The organism is Bacterioplanoides sp. (genome assembly GCF_965219715.1).
Classification (GTDB): Bacteria; Pseudomonadota; Gammaproteobacteria; order Pseudomonadales; family Oceanobacteraceae; genus Bacterioplanoides.
Genome location: NZ_OZ244785.1, coordinates 294,012 through 313,027, shown reverse-complemented (window position 1 = coordinate 313,027; position 19,016 = coordinate 294,012). Strand labels below are relative to the sequence as shown.

At 48.6% G+C, this 19,016-nt stretch carries 15 protein-coding genes; 8 read left to right on the top strand and 7 right to left on the bottom strand.

The window, feature by feature from the left end; genetic code table 11:
- Positions 1-69: 69 nt before the first annotated feature.
- Positions 70-1,863, bottom strand: coding sequence for an amidohydrolase (locus ACOQOZ_RS01955; RefSeq protein WP_420590605.1), 1,794 nt, complete (start codon positions 1,861-1,863; stop codon positions 70-72).
- A gap of 96 nt (positions 1,864-1,959) precedes the next feature.
- On the opposite strand from ACOQOZ_RS01955, the gene ACOQOZ_RS01950 reads away from it, so the two are divergent.
- A complete protein-coding gene (locus ACOQOZ_RS01950) occupies positions 1,960-2,631 on the top strand; it encodes a TetR/AcrR family transcriptional regulator (RefSeq protein WP_420590604.1) in 672 nt (223 codons plus the stop codon).
- Between the two features lie 30 nt (positions 2,632-2,661).
- Here ACOQOZ_RS01950 and ACOQOZ_RS01945 read toward each other — a convergent pair whose 3' ends face one another.
- From ACOQOZ_RS01945 to ACOQOZ_RS01935, 3 genes are all read right to left on the bottom strand, one after another.
- Positions 2,662-3,768, bottom strand: a complete 1,107-nt coding sequence (locus ACOQOZ_RS01945; protein ID WP_420590603.1) for an OmpP1/FadL family transporter — start codon at positions 3,766-3,768, stop codon at positions 2,662-2,664.
- 184 nt (positions 3,769-3,952) lie between these two features.
- Positions 3,953-5,887 (bottom strand): carboxylesterase family protein, encoded by a 1,935-nt coding sequence (locus ACOQOZ_RS01940; protein ID WP_420590602.1) that lies wholly within the window; start codon positions 5,885-5,887, stop codon positions 3,953-3,955.
- A gap of 261 nt (positions 5,888-6,148) precedes the next feature.
- Complete coding sequence (locus ACOQOZ_RS01935) at positions 6,149-7,054, bottom strand: LysR family transcriptional regulator (protein ID WP_420590601.1); 906 nt, start codon at positions 7,052-7,054, stop codon at positions 6,149-6,151.
- 110 nt (positions 7,055-7,164) lie between these two features.
- On the opposite strand from ACOQOZ_RS01935, the gene ACOQOZ_RS01930 reads away from it, so the two are divergent.
- From ACOQOZ_RS01930 to ACOQOZ_RS01900, 7 genes are all read left to right on the top strand, one after another.
- Positions 7,165-8,982 (top strand): acyl-CoA dehydrogenase C-terminal domain-containing protein, encoded by a 1,818-nt coding sequence (locus ACOQOZ_RS01930; RefSeq protein WP_420590600.1) that lies wholly within the window; start codon positions 7,165-7,167, stop codon positions 8,980-8,982.
- Positions 8,983-8,996: 14 nt separating this feature from the next.
- Entirely contained in the window at positions 8,997-10,154 is a 1,158-nt protein-coding gene (locus ACOQOZ_RS01925; protein ID WP_420590599.1) for an iron-containing alcohol dehydrogenase, read from the top strand.
- A 73-nt stretch (positions 10,155-10,227) separates the two neighbouring features.
- Positions 10,228-10,692: an acyl-CoA thioesterase gene (locus tag ACOQOZ_RS01920; protein WP_420590598.1), complete on the top strand. Its 465-nt coding sequence runs from the start codon at positions 10,228-10,230 to the stop codon at positions 10,690-10,692.
- A complete protein-coding gene (locus ACOQOZ_RS01915; protein WP_420590597.1) occupies positions 10,682-12,115 on the top strand; it encodes an aldehyde dehydrogenase family protein in 1,434 nt (477 codons plus the stop codon). The genes ACOQOZ_RS01920 and ACOQOZ_RS01915 overlap by 11 nt, the downstream gene beginning before the upstream one ends.
- 11 nt (positions 12,116-12,126) lie before the next feature.
- Positions 12,127-14,232, top strand: coding sequence for a 3-hydroxyacyl-CoA dehydrogenase NAD-binding domain-containing protein (locus ACOQOZ_RS01910; protein WP_420590596.1), 2,106 nt, complete (start codon positions 12,127-12,129; stop codon positions 14,230-14,232).
- Positions 14,233-14,235: 3 nt separating this feature from the next.
- Complete coding sequence (locus ACOQOZ_RS01905) at positions 14,236-15,420, top strand: acetyl-CoA C-acyltransferase (protein WP_420590595.1); 1,185 nt, start codon at positions 14,236-14,238, stop codon at positions 15,418-15,420.
- A gap of 221 nt (positions 15,421-15,641) precedes the next feature.
- Positions 15,642-16,487, top strand: a complete 846-nt coding sequence (locus ACOQOZ_RS01900; protein WP_420590594.1) for a patatin-like phospholipase family protein — start codon at positions 15,642-15,644, stop codon at positions 16,485-16,487.
- Positions 16,488-16,537: 50 nt separating this feature from the next.
- Here the strand turns inward: ACOQOZ_RS01900 and ACOQOZ_RS01895 are convergent, their stop codons facing one another.
- From ACOQOZ_RS01895 to ACOQOZ_RS01885, 3 genes are read right to left on the bottom strand one after another with little or no spacing between them, the layout of a single operon-like run.
- Positions 16,538-17,002 (bottom strand): hypothetical protein, encoded by a 465-nt coding sequence (locus ACOQOZ_RS01895; RefSeq protein ID WP_420590593.1) that lies wholly within the window; start codon positions 17,000-17,002, stop codon positions 16,538-16,540.
- 12 nt (positions 17,003-17,014) lie between these two features.
- Positions 17,015-17,962 carry an alpha/beta fold hydrolase gene (locus ACOQOZ_RS01890; protein WP_420590592.1) on the bottom strand — a complete coding sequence of 316 codons (948 nt, stop codon included), beginning with the start codon at positions 17,960-17,962 and terminating at the stop codon, positions 17,015-17,017.
- A gap of 10 nt (positions 17,963-17,972) precedes the next feature.
- Entirely contained in the window at positions 17,973-18,887 is a 915-nt protein-coding gene (locus tag ACOQOZ_RS01885) for a DUF6268 family outer membrane beta-barrel protein (protein ID WP_420590591.1), read from the bottom strand.
- Positions 18,888-19,016 lie beyond the last annotated feature (129 nt).

The following is a 19,016-nucleotide window of genomic DNA, read 5'->3' as shown; positions in this document are numbered from 1 at the left end:
ATAGGCTGCGGCCTTGCTTAACTCACTACTTTACTCACTGAGCGCACACTACCGCTCAGTCAGCGACCATTACTGATACAACAACTCAAACAACCATTCTTCAACAATAGCACCGAAGTCACGTTCATATACCACCTGACCCTGACGGATGGTCATAGCCACTTTGGCGTTGTGAATGTCGTAACGATCCATTTCCAGAATATCGTCACGCATCACCACCAGATTGGCCTCTTTACCCGGCTGTAACGTTCCTTCCTGAGCTTCCAGGCGCAACTGATAGGCACTGCCACGGGTATAACCATCAATTAAATCGGTCAGTTTTAACCGATCCGATAACGGCTCCATCACCGCGGCATCCTCGCCACCTTCGATATCCTGTCGGTTATGGGCAACCTGCATACCTAAAAAAGGATTAGCCCGGGTTAATTCATCCGGCGTCACCACGTCACTTGAGAAAGCCACAATCGCCTTTTCATCCAATAATGGCTGTACCACCATACGACGTTTCTGGCGCTCACCTAAGGCGTGGTAGTCCAGTTCAAAATAACCGCCGTGCCATTGTGGCGTGAAGTTGGCAATCACCCCCAGCTGCTGAAAGCGTTTAATATCCTGCGGATGAATGTATTCCAGATGAGCCAGCGTCATACGGCTATACAGCTGATCACCTAACTCATTTTTTAAACGCTCGTAAGCGTTGAGACTGGTGCGGATAGCCGCATCACCAACAGTATGGATATGAAAATCAATTTTCTCGGCGTTACCCTGCTTCATCAGCTGGTACAAACGTTGTTCCGAAACAATGGTGCGGCCTTTATTGTGTGGCTGATCGTTATAACCTTCTAACATCGCCGCAGTACGGATTTCCATCACACCATCGAAGTGAATCTTAATGGTATTAAAATGAATATTGTCGCTCTGATACTTTTTACGCAGTGCCACTAACTCTGCCACCGCAGTGTCCAGTTGTTGCGGGTCGTAAATATGATGAACCCCTTCATAACGCAGCGGTAGTCTTCCCGCCTCGTCGAGTTGTTTCAGGGTTGGATATACCAGCTCGCCGACCGACATATTGCCGCCGTCCATCATGGTTGTAACACCATGGGCGGATAAATAACCGAGGAAAAACTCCAGCACTTCCGGCATGGTTTCATCCGGTGTGTGGATTTTATCGATGGCATCCACCATCACCATCTCTTTTAACCAGCCGGTGGGTTCACCTTGCTCATCACGCACATAAAACGACAACCCCGGCGCCAGATCATCGTTGTTATCCAGCAATGCCAGTGCTTTGCTGTTCAACCAGGCACTGTGACCAGAGTCGTCCATCAGTACCACTGGAATGCCCTTACTGACGGCATCCAGATCTTTTTTATGTGGCCCGGCCAGACCAAAGGTCGATACATTCCAGGCACCGGCAAACACATAAGGTAACTCCGGGTTATCTTCGATATGTTGTTTTAACCAGCTGACAATACCGTCTTTGTCCAGATTTTCCGGCATCGGTGTGGCATTGGCCAATAATGCAATCAGACCAGCATGGGTATGACTGTCGATTAACCCGGGCATCACCAGTTTGCCATCGACGTCTTGCTCAATCGTATCGTCACCAATAAAGGCTGACACACCGGCTTCATCACCAATATAAATAATTTTCCCGTCGCGAATGGCAATGGCTTGCTGCGCTTTAACACCGGCACCTGCGACCGCTGAATACACTCGGGCATCGGTTAACACCCGATCCGCCGGCTGCTCACCATTCTGCTCTGCGGTCGACGGGCGACTGGACGATGCACAGCCGGCCAGTGGTGATAACAAGGTCGCTGACATCAGTCCTGCCGCAGCCGTTAGTAACACACGTTTCATAAATTTCCCCTGATTCTCTACTCTGTATTTCTGTCCGTTTTGCTAGGCCGACACGAATATGAAACAATCGGCCTGACCTTGTTCTCTGAGTTAGTTATGCCTGCTGATACCCCATCCCGTACGGATAAAACCAAACCGGCCAAGTTAACGGCCCGCAAACAGCCAACCCAGTTGCGCTCGCGTGCCAAGGTGGAAACTATCCTCAAAACCACCCGCGATATTCTGATCAACGAAGGTCTGGAAAAGCTCACTACCAATCGTGTTGCTCAGCTTTCCGGTATGTCGGTGGGCTCTCTGTATCAGTATTTCCCCAACAAACTCGCCATTTTGTCCGAGCTGTATTCCCGCTGGCTGGAAGAAGTCCGGCTCGGGCTGCAACAAATGGCTGCTCCTGTACAAACCATTGACGATGGCGAAAAAGAGCAACAACTATGGCAAGCGGTCGATTCCCTCTATAACTACGAACAGCTTGATGCGGTTCAGCTGAAGCTGGAATCCGAGCTGGTTAAGGCCACCGAGCTGTATACCGAGCTGAAAGAACTCGACAGCAAACACGGATTGCAAATCGCCGAAATCATCGCCGACCTGTTGCAGCCGTTTAATCCGGCAAAAGCGCGCCCGGAGTTGATTCAGTTGGGTAAGTACATCTATGCCACTCATACCTGCATGGATAACTTTGTACTGAAACAACCCGAGCCACCTCAGACTTATATGGAGATGCACAAATACGCGATTTATTCGTTAATTTGTCAATCCTGTCTGAATTAAGTCGTTAAAAGCTCAGCAGTAGCTATTTGCTTAAAAGTGATAATCGAACGACATTTTTACGCCAACGGCATCGATGTTTTTATACTTTGTACCGAAGTCGTCGGTGCCGTTACGACCAGTGGAATATTCCACCCCGGCATTAACATCCAGATCACCCAAATTATAAGAACCACCCACACCCACACTCTGGTAACCATCAAACGGCGCCAATGCGGCTAACTTGCCACCTTCCGGTTTTTCATAACCGAAAAATACCGTACCGATAAATTTTTCACTCAGCTGTTGTGCGTAACCAAAGGCGTAAGAAACGCTGTCTTTGTAGTCCAGCAGGTTCTGACCGGTATTACGCTTAAATAACGTTGGTGCAATTTTAAATTTCGACCACTGCACCCAACGAACCGAGCCATAAATAAATTTATCTTCAGCAACGGCGGTTTCAAAATCCCACGATAATGCCCGTGGTAATTCCACTTTCACGGTTTTCGTACTGACTTCACCGAACATTTCTTCACGTGGTTTCAGGTCAACATTCACTTCACTCTGATAGGTAAGTGTGGTCAGGAAACCAATTTCAGGAATCTGATAAGAAACGCCCAATAAATACCGTGGGCTGTAATCGGTTTTTGCTTCGGTCTGATAGCCCCCCGGGACACCAGGAGCCGGCGACTGAATCAGATTAGCGTTTAATTTTGTTTTAGAAACGGAGGTACGCACAACAGACAAGCCACCATAAACACCGTAGTTATCATCAATCTGATACTTCACTACACCGGTCAATGCCTGGGAATCCCACTCGCCTTCGGTACCTTTGTATAAACCTTTTTTGTACTTGATCTTGGAGGTATAAGGCTGGTTATAGCGCAGGCCAAGCGCCCATTTATCATTCACGTTATGACGGTAACCGATATCCGTCACCACCAGTTCAGGTGCGCCATTGCCGGTTTTTGAACCATCCGCGGCGGTGCCTTCAACATTACCAGTGGCATAACCTACCGCCACGTGTAACAGGTTTTTTGATTCACCGTATAAATAACTGGTTGGCATACGGGCGTTTTCTAATCCTCCGGCCATCACATTGTTGGCACTGATCACCGCACAGGCGGCAAAGGTCAGGGGAAATAAATTCTGGCTTTTCACTTATCTTCTCCGATTTGGATTGTTGTTATAGATCAGAGGTCTTCCGTGGGCTCAATCATTAATGCGAATATATACTCGCATTAACAAATAAAAACATCACAAAAGACCCAGGTCAATATATGCGAATATTTACTCGCTTAGATTTTTGTTACGAAATGTTTATCTTTGTTGGCAGCGGCCAACATCACAGCCCGGCCTCGGCCTTAAGCAGGTCTTCCAGTGTTGTGCCCGGGCGGTCGTCACCTTTTGCACGGAACCCGGCCACTTTTGCGATAAAGGCTTTCAGCCAGGGCTTAGTAAAGCCAGTGACTTCAGCCTGCAGCTGGTCGTTTTTCAGATCATAATCAACCCGCATCACCCGGCTGTTGGCGAAATCATTAGCCGGACTGTGCTCATAGGCTGGCCAGCTATAACCGGGAAGCGACGGGTTGCCGGTACGCGCAAAAGCACCGATCAGTTTTTGCAGGTGAGTGGATAACGCTCGTGGAGCGTTTTCGCCAATCAGAGCTTCATCGTATTGCAGATTACCAAACACATACGGTAGCTCAGCGCCGTGCATGGCACCCAGATGTGGGTATTTACCGGACGTTTTATCAAAGCTGAGCATAAAAACGTCTGAGCCTTTACTGTACTCGTCAGCAAATTCGAGCGCTGGACGGTGTGCTGCGAAGGCTGAAATCACCGCCAGGTGAGCATCAGCAAGCTGGCTTTTATGCTGTTCCGTCATGGCAGATGGATCGGCTAATGCTGCAGGATCTCCGCCATTGGCAGCAAAAATCAGCCCGGCCAGTTCCGCTACTTCTTCGATACGTAAGCCCTGGCCTGCCGGAGAATCACCGGTTAACGCCTGAAACGCCAGCCCCGAATATAGCGCCAGTTTTTCATCCGCTGGCAGGTTCGCATCCAGATAGTTTTTAGCCGGTGCAACGGTATCCGGACTACGACCATTTTCTTTTGCTTCAGCAAGCTGCTGCTGATAACGCATGGCGTCCATTTCTGTTCGCTGGAATAACGTCAGCAGAGCAAAGGTATTAAATTCATCACGGGTATAAGCCACCAGCGCGGGTTTTTTCAGGCGTTCGCCCAATTCACGGTAATGAGCGATTTCCCGGCCAAAACCACGTTGCACCGGATTAAACAGAATAGGCTGGTCAAAACGAAAGCCTTCGCCCAGTTGAACTTTTTGTTGCGCAGCAATAATTTTTTCAACCGGCAGTGCCCGTAACGACTCCAGGCTCATATTTTCGTCACCCAGCTCGGCTTTCATGCGCCGGGTCATGGCTTTGCGATCCCCGTGTTTAAAATCCTCTTCACGAATGCCGCTGAAATTAATGACCTTATGGTACAGCTGATCAAGTTGTGGCTCGCCCATAAGTGTGGTGACTAATAAGCCCCCGGCGGATTCACCCATCAGGGTAACGTTATTGTTATCGCCACCAAATGCATTGATATTTTGCTGTACCCATTGCAATGCCAGAATCACATCTTTCTGGCCATTTTTCAGATATTGCGGATCGCTGTGATCAGTAATTTCATCTTCGCCACGCCATTCCGCCGCGTTCCACCAGCCTAACGCCCCCATACGGTATTGAATATTCACCACCACGGCATCGGCCTGTTTTGCCAGGCGCGCTGCGTCATAAACCGGGTAAGCCGCACCGTGGCCATAAAAGCCACCACCATACACCCAGACAATAACCGGACGTTTATGATTTTCACCGGTTGCCGGTGTATTAATATCCAGCCATAAGCAGTCTTCGGATTCACCGCCCTGCCAATGTTCACTTTCGTTATTGATACCCGCTTCAACCTGAATACAACGTGGGCCAATTTCTTTGGCCGGACGAATACCCTGCCAGGATTTTTTCGCAACCGGAGGTGAAAAACGTAATTCGTTCACTGGTGCCTCGGCAAAGGGAATGGCGTTAAAGCGGCTGACTCCGAGACTGTGCTGAAAACCTTCAACCGTGCCCGCCGTTGTTTTCACCAGCAAGCCATTTCCGGCAGGCTTTTGCGGATTTTCCGCGGAATTTTCAGTGGAGTTTTTTTTGTTATCCGAACCGCAGGCGGCCAGAATTAATGAGGCTGACACCAGTGCCGCCTTAGTTAAACTTGTCATATTGTTCTCTTCACATTCGCAGTTATTTTTATTCGTTGCCGTCTGAATCCAATCAACAATGTCGGGCCAAGAATGCCTGACATTACTTCCGACTCAGTTCAGAGAAGGTGAAAATGCGTTTGTAGTTATCTTGTTATTAAAAGCAAGTATTTGCTCGCTTTATTTAGAAATATCACTGCATTTTTTTAAAAACAAGTATTTATTCGCTTTTAAAATTAATGAGCTTTTGAACAATATTCTGATTAACCCGGCAGGCCGGGTTCAGCTCATAGATGCACACAGTTGGGATAAAGTGTCCCGCAACCAGCGGTGCGATGAAGTTTCAGCCTGGCACGGATGCCAGATCAGATGAATATCAAATGCCGGAATGGGCATTGGCAATGGCAGAATTTTTAACGGCAGATAACGGGCGTATTGTTGCGCCACCCTGGCAGGCGTTACTACCAGCGTATCGCTGGCAGATACCAGTAACGGCGCTAATAAAAAACTCGGAGTGACAACGCTGACTTGCCGTTGTTTCCCCTGTTTCGCCAACCACTCATCAATTAATCCACGGCGCTGGCCTCCCGACACCCAGATCTGCGGGGTTTGCAGAAACTGCTGTTCCGTCACTTCATCGCCGAACGCCGGATTATTGGCCGCAACCAAACAGCGCAGATCGTCGGAAAATAACCACATCCGACTCAACCTCTGTGGTAACTGCGGAAAGCGGCCAATGGCAAAATCGAATTCTCCTTGCTCCAGTTGCAGTTCAGGCACATCCGGATCGAGATGGCTGACTTCAATCCGTACACCCGGCGCCTGCTGTTGCAACAACTCCAGCAAGGCTGGCAACAATAACAACTGCACATAATCGGTGGCCAGAATGCGGAACACCCGATCGGAGTGTGCCGCATCAAAGTCGGCCTCGGGAATCAGGCTGTTCTCAATCATTTTTAATGCACTGCGAATCGGCAGTTCCATAGCCCGAGCCTTTTGTGTCGGTTGCATTCCACGCCCCACCCGTACCAGTACCGGGTCATCCAATAATTCCCGTAACCGGTTCAGGGCGTTACTCATAGCCGGCTGACTGAGTGAAATACGCTGGGCAGCACGGGACACATTCTGCTCACGCATCAGCGCATCAAACGCACGCAATAAGTTCAGATCAAGATTATTAATATTCACCAGACAAATACCTGAATTCAAACTATCAATTTCTCAAATACTAAAAAGCTACTTAGGCTATTGCAACAGTGAATGAACCGGGCAGCCTGCCCTGCATTGAGATACAAGTTATGACGGCTTACAAAGCACCCCTGCGCGATATGCGCTTTTTACTGAACGAAGTCATTGGCCTGGAAAAGCACTACCAGCAGCTTGGTTTACAGGATCTGAATCAGGAACTGATCGACGCTATCCTCGAAGAAGGCGCTAAGTTCGCCAGCAACGAATTAGCGCCGCTTAACCGCGAAGGTGATGAACAAGGCGTGGTTTTTAACGCCGGCGAAGTCACCACACCAGCGGGTTTTAAACATGCTTATCGCCAGTATTGCGACAATGGCTGGGCGTCGATGACAGCACCAGCCGAATTTGGCGGTCAGGATTTACCCAACAGCCTGGCAACCCCATTCCATGAAATGACCATGTCGGCCAACCTGTCATGGCGTACCTATCCGGGTTTAACCGAAGGCGCAACGCTGGCAATTTATGCCCACGGCAGCGAACAACTGAAACACACCTATCTGGAAAAAATGATCAGCGGCGAATGGTCCGGCACCATGTGTCTGACCGAACCCCAGGCCGGAACCGATCTGGCTTTGCTGCGCACCAAAGCCGAACCCAACGCAGATGGTTCGTATGCCATTACCGGCACCAAAATTTTTATCACAGCTGGCGAGCACGACCTGAGCGACAATATTGTCCATCTGGTGTTGGCCAAATTGCCGGATGCGCCTTCCGGCAGCAAAGGCATCAGTTTATTTGCGGTTCCTAAGTTTTTAGCCGACGACCAGGGTCAGCCAGGCGAACGTAACAGCCTGAGCTGTGGTTCGGTTGAACATAAAATGGGCATTAAAGCCTCCGCTACCTGTGTGATGAATTTTGAAGCAGCCAAAGGCTGGCTGGTAGGTGGTGAACACCAGGGTCTGGCCTGCATGTTTACCATGATGAACGACGCCCGTTTTCAGGTTGGGCTGCAGGGTCTGGGCATCGCTGAAATGGCGTTTCAGGGAGCACTGGAATATGCCAATGATCGTTTGCAAACGCGTTCATTAAGCGGAGTCAAAAATCCCGATCAGGCGGCTGACCCGATCATCGTCCATCCGGACGTGCGGCGGATGTTATTAACCCAGAAAGCACTGACCGAAGGCAGCCGCTTGTTAGCCTATGAAGTCGCAACACTGCTGGACAAAGAACGTTTTGCCAAAGACGCCAGTGATCACAAACAACAGCTGAAGCTGCTGGCGTTGTTAGTGCCTATTGTTAAATCCTTCCTCACCGACATCAGTCAGGAATGTGCCAGCCTTGGCGTGCAGGTTTATGGCGGCCACGGTTTTATCCGTGAATGGGGTATGGAACAACTGATGCGCGACAGCCGGATTCTGATGTTATACGAAGGCACAAATGGCATTCAGGCGCTGGATTATCTGCGCCGTAAAGTCATCGGCGATCAGGCAGAAACCTTAGCCCGTCTGCAACAGCAGTTTGAGCAGGACTGTAGCCAGGCGCAACAACTTAAAGATGAAGTGGCTGACGGTCATATTCTTGCCGCGCTGGCCGGTGAGTTGAATAACCAGCTGAACGAATGGCAGCAACTGAGCGCGAAGGTGCAAATCATGAGCGCCGCAAACCCGGAAGAAGTTGGCGCCTGCTCTGTCGACTTCCTGCAATACTCTGCGTATGTGTCGCTGGCAGGTTATTGGTTACGTATGGCCAATAAAGCAGCCCAGCAAATGTTACTTAATCCGGACGACAGCGATTTTTATCAGAGCAAAATCAGCACCGCACAATTCTACTTCGACCGTATTTTACCCCGCTGCCAAATGCATAAAGCCAGCTTGTTATCCGGCGCGGATAACCTGATGTCACTCGCTGCTGAGCATTTTGCCTTTTAACCGGGAAATTAACTATGTCGTTTAATTTTAATAATTGCGAATCCATCCAGTGTGAAATTGGTGCCAGCAACCGTTTAGGGAATCTCTGCCGCCAACGCCGGTTCCGTTCGGTATTAATTATTACCGACCCGGGTATTGTGCAGCTTGATTTGCACAAAGGTATGTTAAACAGCTTCGCGAAAACCGGAGTTAACGTCACGCTGTTCAGCGACGTTAAAGCTGACCCGTCGGAACAGGTTGTGCTGGATGCCAGCCTACAGGCGCAACATTGTCAGGCCGATGCCGTTATTGGTTTTGGTGGCGGAAGCTCGATGGATGTTGCCAAACTGGTGGCTTTACTGGCCCACCCAGAATGCGAGCAGTCATTGGCAGACATCTACGGTATCGAAAAGGCCAATGGCAAACGGTTACCTCTGATTCAGATTCCAACAACCTCAGGCACCGGATCAGAAGTAACGCCAGTGGCAATTGTTACCACCCGCCATATGGGAAAAATGGGGGTCGTCAGTCCGTTATTATTGCCCGACCTGGCGCTGCTGGATGCCGGGCTGACCATTGACCTGCCACCAGCCATTACCGCAGCAACCGGTATTGATGCCATGGTTCACGCCATCGAAGCTTATACCAGCCGGATTAAAAAGAATCCGCTGTCTGATATGTACGCCCGTGAAGCATTACGCCTGCTGGCGGGCAATATTTCCCAGGCCGTACATAACGGCAGCGACATTAACGCCCGGGAAAATATGTTGCTTGGCGCCATGTTAGCCGGACAGGCATTTGCTAACGCACCGGTTGGTGCCGTGCATGCACTGGCGTATCCACTCGGCAGTATTTTTCATATCCCCCATGGTTTAAGCAACTCACTGGTATTAACCGAAGTGATGCGCTTTAACCTGGATGCCGCCGAACAACAATACGCTGAACTCGCCAATATCATTTTTCCCGATATCCTCGCCGGTAATAACAGCGGTAAAGCTCTGGCCCTGATTCAGGGCCTGGAAAAGTTAATTGTTGATTTAAACCTGCCTACCCGCCTGAGCGATCTGGATATTACTTCGGCGGCCCTGCGCACGCTGGCCAGTGATGCCATGAAACAGCAGCGATTATTAACCAATAACCCGAAAGAGATGAGTGAACAAGACGCGTTTGCCATCTACCAGGCGGTTTTGTAATCCCACCGGGTTGCAACTCTTTAAAAACGATTTATCGGTTTATTAACCTGTTAAAAAAACGGGATAAAATTTTATGTCAAAAATTACTGAGAAGCGTGATAACTATCAGGTTTTTATGCCTGTAACCAGTCGCTGGCTAGATAACGATGCGTATGGCCACCTGAACAATATGGTGTATTACGGTTATTTCGACAGTGCCATCAACAGTTATTTAATTCAGCAAGGCGGGTTAGATATTCAGCACAGTGACGCCATCGGTTATGTCGTCAGTTCCGGCTGCGATTATTATTCACCGCTGGCCTTTCCCGATGCCATTGAAGTGGGTATTCGTGTGGCTCACCTGGGCAATTCATCCGTTCGTTATGAACTGGCCATGTTCCGTCAAGGTGAAGACGTTCCGGCCGCCTGTGGTTTTTTTGTCCATGTTTTTGTCGATCGTGCCAGCGACAAACCCACTCCGATTCCCAATCACACACGTGATGTTTTACAGGCGTTAATGTCTGACCACAGCGCTGACGAGGCCAATCATGCTGAATAACCACTATCCGTATTATCTGGCAAACCAGCCGGTGTTTGCTAATCAGGACCTGGCCATCCAGGATAAGTACACCAACGATGTCGTGTGTCATGTGGCCATGGCCAACGCCGACATTATTGATCAGGCCATCAGCGCCGCCGACCAGGCGAAAGAAGCCATGGCGGCGTTGCCTGCTTATAAACGTCAGCAAATACTGAATCATTGTGTTGAGCGTTTTCAGCAACGTTTTGAAGAGTTTGCTCAGGCGTTATGCATCGAAGCCGGTAAACCCATCAACGATGCCCGGGGCGAAGTCGGTCGTTTAATCGACACCTTCCGCATTGCCGCAGAAGAAGCGGTGCGAATTAATGGCGAAGTGATCACCATGGATATCAGCCCCCGGGCAGAAGGTTATTCAGGCATGACCCGACGCGTTCCGATTGGTCCCTGTTCCTTTATCAGCCCGTTTAATTTCCCGCTGAACTTAGCCGCCCATAAAATCGCTCCAGCCATTGCAGCAGGCTGCCCATTTATTCTGAAACCCGCCAGCCTGACACCCATTGGGGCATTAATGATTGGTGAAGTACTGGCAGAAACCGAATTACCTGCGGGTGCTTTTTCCATTCTGCCCTGCCGCCGAGATGGCGCGGAATTATTTACCACCGACGAACGATTAAAACTGCTGAGCTTTACCGGTTCTCCGGATATTGGCTGGGCGCTTAAAGCCCAAGCCGGGAAAAAACCCGTTGTGCTGGAGCTGGGTGGTAATGCGGCCTGCGTGGTGGATAAAGATGCCGATATTAACGATGCCGTTGAACGTATTGTTTTTGGTGCCTTTTATCAGTCTGGTCAAAGCTGTATCGGCGTACAACGTATTTACGCCCATGAAGATACTATTGATGAGCTACGCCAGAAACTGGTTACTGCAACTCAGGCATTAAAATCCGGTGATCCGAAAAACCCGCAGACCTTTATTGGCCCTATGATCAGCGAAGCAGAAGCCAGCCGGTTACACAGCTGGATAAATCAGGCGGCTGACGCAGGCGCTATTGTACTGTGCGGCGGAGAGCGTGACGGTGCCATGTTACAGGCAACTCTGATGGAAAATGTGCCAGCCAACCAACCACTGCGCGACGAAGAAGCTTTTGGCCCGGTCGCTATTCTTGACCGCTTCAGTGATTTTGATGCGGTATTGGAAGAAATTAATAACAGTAAATTTGGTTTACAGGCCGGTATTTTTACGCGCGATTTATACAAGGCACAAAAAGCCTGGCAACGACTGGAAGTTGGTGGCGTCGTCATTGGTGATGTGCCGTCCTGGCGGGTCGACCATATGCCATATGGCGGTGTTAAAGACAGCGGCCTAGGGCGTGAAGGCATCCGCTATGCCATTGAAGATATGACCGAAATTCGCTTATTAGTCGTAAGAAATCCAGAGGCTTAACAGGTAATAACATGACACAAGCAGTAAATTATAAACGCAGCGGCAACCTTGCTCTGATTGTTTTAAATGGTGATGCGGTTAATAGCCTGGGACAAGACTTACGTCAGCAATTACAGGATGCAATCAAAAAAGCTGCAAACGATAACAGCCAGGCAGTAGTGATTTATTCACTGGCCAAAGTATTTTGTGCTGGCGCCGATATTAAAGAATTTTCACAGGGGGATGCCTTTGCCTCACCGGCATTACCCACGGTATTAAATGCCATTGAAGCGCTAAACAAACCGGTTATTGCGGCAATGAACGGCGTTGCATTAGGTGGTGGGTTAGAGCTGGCGCTGGCGTGTGATTATCGTATCGCCGATCAACATTGTCAGCTGGGTCTGCCAGAAGTTTCATTAGGTATCATTCCAGGTGCCGGTGGCACTCAGCGACTGCCACGAATTGTTGGTATTCAACACGCCAGCGATATGATTCTGTCCGGCAAACCCTGCTCCGCGGAAGCGGCGATGCATATGGGATTAGTTGATCGTATTGATCAGTCAGAAAACTTACTCGACGCTGCTCTGGCCTATGCCGAAGAAATTATCATTCATAAAGAAGGTACACGTTCCTGTTCAGACACTAGTCTGGATATGAAAGGCATAGATAGTGAGTTTTTCAGTCAACGGCAGGATGAACTGCGGCGCAAAAAAGGTAGTTACGCCCAGCAACTGGCACTCGAAGCAATTCAGGCTGCGGTTGCTCTGCCATTACACGATGGCCTGAAAAAAGAAAAAGAGCTGTTTATTCAGGCCAGCAATAGTTCCCAGGCACGGGCATTACAACATGTATTTTTTGCCCAGCGTGCGGCACAGAAAATTCCCGGTCTGGACGATGCAGTAACTGCCCGGGAAATCAAACAGGTAGCGATTATTGGCGCCGGCACCATGGGTGGTGGCATTGCCATGAATTTCGCCAATGCCGGTATTCCGGTTAAATTGCTGGAAATTAAAGACGATGCATTACAGCGTGGCCTGAATAATATTCATCAGAATTATGAAATCAGTGTCAGCCGTGGGCGCATATCACAACAGCAGGCACAGGCCTGCCAGCAACATATTACCGGTACCCTGAATTACCAGGACCTGAGTGATTGTGATCTGGTGATCGAAGCTGTGTTCGAAGATATCGCCATTAAAACCCAGGTATTTAAACAGCTGGATCAGGTGTGTAAACCCGGCGCTATTCTCGCAACCAATACCTCTTATCAGGATGTTGATCTGATTGCCGCCGCAACCAAACGTCCACAGGATGTGATTGGTCTGCACTTTTTCAGCCCGGCCAATGTGATGCGTTTATTGGAAGTCGTACGTGGTGCACGAACTTCCGATCAGGTGTTATTAACCACCTTAAATATCGCCCGCCGCATTAAAAAAACAGCGGTAGTTTCCGGTGTTTGCTGGGGCTTTATTGGCAATCGTATGTTTGAACCCTATGGTCGTGAAGCCACCCGCCTGGTACTGGAAGGCGCTTCCCCGGCTGAAGTTGATCATGCATTAACTGAATTTGGTTTCGCCATGGGTTTTTGTTCCGTGATTGATCTGGCGGGTATTGATGTGGGTTATCTGGCGCGCGAAGGTATTCGCAGCCAGCTGCAGCACGACCCGAGCTATCAGGTGATTTGTGATCATCTGAACCACAAAGGCCATCTGGGACAAAAAACCAAACGTGGTTTTTATATCTACGAAGGCCGTGATCGTATTGAAGATAACAGCGTGATCACTCTGGCGGAAGAATTAGCAGCACAGCTTCAAGTGAACCGGCGAGATATTTCTGCTGAAGAAATCGTTGAACGTACCCTGTTTGCCATGATTAACGAAGGTGCCCGGATTCTCGAAGAAAACATTGCCTATCGGGCATCAGATATCGACCTGGTGTTTATTAATGGTTACGGCTTCCCGGCATGGCGTGGTGGAACAATGCAATATGCCAATGAAATTGGACTGCAACGCGTGTTAGACGGACTGACTAAATACCAGCAAACGTTAGGCGACTACGGTACCGACTGGTTTAAACCGGCCAACTTATTAATTGAGCTGGTGCAACAGAATAAAACCTTTGCCGACCTGGAGAGCTGAGTTATGAAAGAAGCCGTTATTGTTTCAACCGCACGAACCCCTATTGGTAAAGCATTTCGGGGATCGCTGAATAATATTAAATCCCCTTCTATGCTGGCCCATGCCATCGAACACGCGGTAAACCGTGCTGGCATCGCCAGTGATGAAGTAGAAGACGTAATCGCAGGTACTGTATTAACAGCCGGTACGGCCGGTTCGAATCTGGGCCGTAATGCTGCATTAGCTGCCGGTTTACCTTACAGCGCGGCAGGTCAGACCGTTGATCGCCAATGTGCCTCCGGGTTATTGGCCATTGCCAATGCTGCGAAACAAATTATTGTTGATGGTATGCAGGTTGTTGTTGCTGGCGGCCAGGAAAATATTTCTGCGTTGCAGGGTCCTTATTTCGAATGGGTTGCCCGGGAACAGGACAGCAATGTAATTGCCCACGCAGAACACGCTTATATGCCGATGTTACTGACCGCCGAAAATGTCAGCGAGCGTTTTAATATCGGCCGTGAAGCCCAGGATAAATACGCGTTATTATCGCAACAGCGGACTGCCGCAGCACAGCTGGCTGGTAGATTTGACGACGAAATTGTACCGATTCAGGTTCAGCAAAAACTGGTTAATAAAGAAACCGGGGAAATCAGCTTTCGTGAACAGGTATTTTCAGCCGACGAAGGCAACCGTCCACAAACAACTCTGGAAAGCCTCGCCGGTCTTAAACCGATTATTGAAAATGGGGTAATTACCGCTGGCAATGCCAGTCAGCTGTCCGATGGCGCCTCTGCCTGCGTGGTGATGGAACGTAAGCTGGCAGAAAAACGAGGCCTGCAGCCATTAGGGATTTATCGTGGTATGGCAATCGCTGGTAATGCCCCGGAAGAAATGGGAATTGGACCGGTCTACGCCATTCCTAAACTGTTAAAACAACATGGCCTGACCATTCGTGATATCGGTTTATGGGAACTGAATGAAGCCTTCGCCTGCCAGGCATTATATTGTCAGGAGTTCCTTGGCATCGATCCGGATATCTATAACGTTAATGGTGGTGGTATTTCCGTAGGCCATCCTTATGGAATGACTGGTGCCCGGTTGGCAGGCCATGCCTTAATTGAAGGCAAACGCCGTGGTGCCAGATATGTGGTTGTCAGTATGTGTATTGGTGGTGGCATGGGAGCCGCTGCGTTATTCGAAGTTGCCTGAGGAATGCTACTGCCGTCGTGGGTCTGTTAACGATAAACAGACTCCGGCCTGAAACACTTTTTTCTTTGCCCGTGTAGCACTCTTCCCCCTCCTCGTGTGAGCATGACTGCTATTATATCCGAATTTGGGCGCCCCGGTTTGTCCAGCGACTTTTACAAACCGGGCATTTTTAGCGCCAGCCCAAGCTGCTTTATTGGGTCAATAAACAAGTCTGAAATATTATGAAAACAAAAACCGCACTTATTGTTGAAGGTGGAGCCATGCGTGGCATTTACAGCGCCGGCATTCTCGATACCTTTCTTTTGCATCAGTTTAATCCGTTCGATTTATGCATTGGCGTGTCAGCCGGTGCTTCTAACGCCGCAGCCTATCTGGGTAATAAACGCGGCAGAAATCACTATATTTATACAGATTATTGTCGCCGCCCGGAATTTAAAAGTTTCTGGCATTTTTTACGCGGAGGTCATTTAATTGATATCGACTGGCTTTGGCAGATTACCGAAAAAGAATTGCCTATAGGCCTGGATACTATTTTCTCAGCTAACACTGAGTTCCTGGCCACGGTCACCTGTGCGAATACCGCAGAAACGCAATATTTAGCTCCACGCCGCGACACCCTGTTTCAGCTGTTAAAAGCATCGGGAAATATGCCATTCGCTTTCCGCAATAAAGTGATGCATGAGGGCAAGCAATGGTTTGATGGTGGAGTCAGTGATTCATTGCCGGTGCACGAAGCATATCGGCGTGGTGCGCGGAAAATTCTGGTATTACGCTCTAATCCGGCCAGTTACCAGAAACAAAGTTACCGCATCAATAAGCTCTTTCCGCTATTGCTGCGGCCCTACCCGTCAATCGCCAGAGCACTACAACAACGCCATATCGCTTACAACCATTCTCTGAGTTTTATCCGCAATCCACCTGGCGATTGTGAAATTATCGAAATATGTCCGGACGAGAGTTTTGCTGCGGGGCAGTTCACAATGGATCTGGAAACACTGGAGCAGGCTTATCAGCTGGGAGAAAAAGACGGTTATGTTGCTATACGCCGTTGGCAGGCAGGGGACTAACCTGCCTGCATCTTAATAAAACCAACGACGCTAAGGGTATTGATGGCCAATTAATATTCCTGTTCGGAGTGATAGGAGTTTATTAACGTCTTGCCATCAACAATCGTGAAGTTAAAGGTATCTTCAGCTTTTACACTGCCATCACCGTCGGAACTTTTATAATCCCAGCTCAGCTTAACCACAACTTTACCGCTGTCAGCTGAAATTTCGGCATCCGCAATATCCCACTGAATATTCGATATTTCAGAATCGTCCTGTTCTTCTCCTTCCGTTAAAACGTCAAACGAAGCTGCATTATTAACGATAAATTCAAAATTGTAGTCCGGCATTAACATACCAAAATCAAGCGAATAAGATACCTCTGCACCAGGTTTAAACAGCTTGCTAACCGCCCGATAATTTTCTTCAGCTTCCAGTACATAATAACGTTCAACCAGAGCAACCAGCTCGTCTTTAGTTGTCGCATGAACGCCGGAACTTAACAATAGAACTAACAGGGTTATAAAAATTTTCATTGCTACCTCCAATTAGTTGTTTATGGACCAGACTCGATCTTTAAGGAATTTTTGTACGTCCTTAACCGACTGCGTGGCAATGGCATAGTTCGGCATATGACCAACATCAGGATAAACAACCAGTTCAGAGTCCGGTATCTCCCGATGTAACCGGCGACCGATATTGTTCAGGTTCGACACCTTATCCTGATCACCCCACAACAACAGAGTTGGCACCTTAATATCTGTGGTACCCGATACTTCCTGATAATGATCCGCACTGCCTTGTTCCATCGCCTGCAGCGTGCCCCAGTTTGGTTGATACTGATACAGGTCGTAAGAATAATCGACGATTTCATCTCCAATACGAGCCGGATCAGCAAACATAATCTGCAACGACTGGCGTACTCCTGATTTACCCGGTAAATATGACTGATTAAAGCTTTCTACATAGTCTTTAATATCTTCCCATTCCGGCTTATAGGCACCAGGAGCCACCAGTACCAGGGCTTTTACCTTGTCTGGCTGGCGCTGGATATAATGCAGACTGGCTTCACCACCATAGGAATGTGCTACCAGCACAAACTCGTTCAGTTGCAATAAATCCACGACTTCGCCAATGCTGTCAGCGATTTTAACAGTATTGTATTGGCCATCAGGATAAGGGTCAGATAAACCGTGACCCGGCATATCAATACGAATCACCCGGTAATCCTGCTGCAATTGATCAGCCCAACGGTTCCAGACACTCAGTGAATCTCCACCACCATGCACCATCAGCAACGTCTTTTGGTTATTCTCGCCCTGAACCCGATAATTAATACGGTTACCGGCCTTCAATGTCAGACTGTTAAAATCATACTGTTTTAATTCTGCCCGACTCAATGAAGGTTGTGCGTAATACGACTGACATGCGCTGAGTAAGGCTGCAGCCAGGACGATAACACTCATTTTTATCGCGGTTAGTTGAATACACTTCATCTGTTCAACCTCAGTCAAAATAAATGTTCAGGCTGGCATTGATATAGTTAGACGGATCAAATTTGGCGGTAACTTCCTGACCACGTTCTTTATAGGTCACCTTCTGGCCAAACTGCACGCCGGCTTCTAATTCAAGATATAAAGGCCCGAATAATTGCCATTCGCCGCCGCCACCAAAACGAAAACCTTCTTGTTTATAATCAAAGCCGTTATCTTTTTTATTGCCATCATAGGCATGCCATTGACCACCATTCGGCGTTAAACGCGCAAAATAACTCTGGCTTTCACTCACGGCATAATCAACAAAAGTGGGTAAACCCAGTGTGACATTTAATTGCGAATTGGGTTGATAGCTGTAGGAAACAACCGGTACCAGCTGAGACTCACCAAACGCGGTGATAATACCGGCGCCGTACTGATACGAGTGAATACCTTTGTCTTTTACCACCTGAAAAATTACATCACCACCAAAGTCTTCATCACCCACATATTCCAGTGAAGAACGCAGGCCTGGGGCAATATAAGCAACGTAGGCGGTTTCTGCATCGGCCTGACGAAACAGAGTTAGCGGTACGGTTATATCGTATAATCGTTGTTTGGCATCGGCACCGGATTTAGTGTCTGATACTCTGAATTCATTTTCACTGAAGTTCAGGCCAACAAAATATATCCAACCGTCTTCATCACCGCCGCCGGTTAATGGCACATTAAAATAAGACTGAACCTGAGTAACCTCTACGTCTTTATCCGTCTTAACTTTACCAGGAGTAAAATACGTCGCCCCTATTGTTGCTGCAGGCTCCAGCCGATTCAGCGTTTCAAAGGCATGGCCAGGAACATCCGCCATATTCGTTGGGTTCGCTTCAACATCAAGCCCGGCGTAAGCTGATTCCGTTATTAAGGTTGTTGCGATTGAGACCAACATTATTAGCGTTTTAGTGCAATCCATAAAATGTCTCCCGGATAAGATAGTGGTTCGCATCATTAAGGAGTAAAGCAGCTAATATCAGTCTGCGCTGGTACGCTCAGCCACTTCACCTAATAACCGGGTTGT

Bases quoted from the DNA above. Each gene is read 5' to 3' on its own strand.
- ACOQOZ_RS01915 (WP_420590597.1), top strand. From the start codon at position 10,682: ATGCTGAATAACCACTATCCGTATTATCTGGCAAACCAGCCGGTGTTT.
- ACOQOZ_RS01905 (WP_420590595.1), top strand. From the start codon at position 14,236: ATGAAAGAAGCCGTTATTGTTTCAACCGCACGAACCCCTATTGGTAAA.
- ACOQOZ_RS01930 (WP_420590600.1), top strand. From the start codon at position 7,165: ATGACGGCTTACAAAGCACCCCTGCGCGATATGCGCTTTTTACTGAAC.
- ACOQOZ_RS01910 (WP_420590596.1), top strand. From the start codon at position 12,127: ATGACACAAGCAGTAAATTATAAACGCAGCGGCAACCTTGCTCTGATT.
- ACOQOZ_RS01885 (WP_420590591.1), bottom strand. From the start codon at position 18,887: ATGTTGGTCTCAATCGCAACAACCTTAATAACGGAATCAGCTTACGCC.
- ACOQOZ_RS01920 (WP_420590598.1), top strand. From the start codon at position 10,228: ATGTCAAAAATTACTGAGAAGCGTGATAACTATCAGGTTTTTATGCCT.
- ACOQOZ_RS01900 (WP_420590594.1), top strand. From the start codon at position 15,642: ATGAAAACAAAAACCGCACTTATTGTTGAAGGTGGAGCCATGCGTGGC.
- ACOQOZ_RS01925 (WP_420590599.1), top strand. From the start codon at position 8,997: ATGTCGTTTAATTTTAATAATTGCGAATCCATCCAGTGTGAAATTGGT.
- ACOQOZ_RS01890 (WP_420590592.1), bottom strand. From the start codon at position 17,962: ATGAAGTGTATTCAACTAACCGCGATAAAAATGAGTGTTATCGTCCTG.
- ACOQOZ_RS01895 (WP_420590593.1), bottom strand. From the start codon at position 17,002: ATGAAAATTTTTATAACCCTGTTAGTTCTATTGTTAAGTTCCGGCGTT.
- ACOQOZ_RS01940 (WP_420590602.1), bottom strand. From the start codon at position 5,887: ATGACAAGTTTAACTAAGGCGGCACTGGTGTCAGCCTCATTAATTCTG.
- ACOQOZ_RS01955 (WP_420590605.1), bottom strand. From the start codon at position 1,863: ATGAAACGTGTGTTACTAACGGCTGCGGCAGGACTGATGTCAGCGACC.
- ACOQOZ_RS01950 (WP_420590604.1), top strand. From the start codon at position 1,960: ATGCCTGCTGATACCCCATCCCGTACGGATAAAACCAAACCGGCCAAG.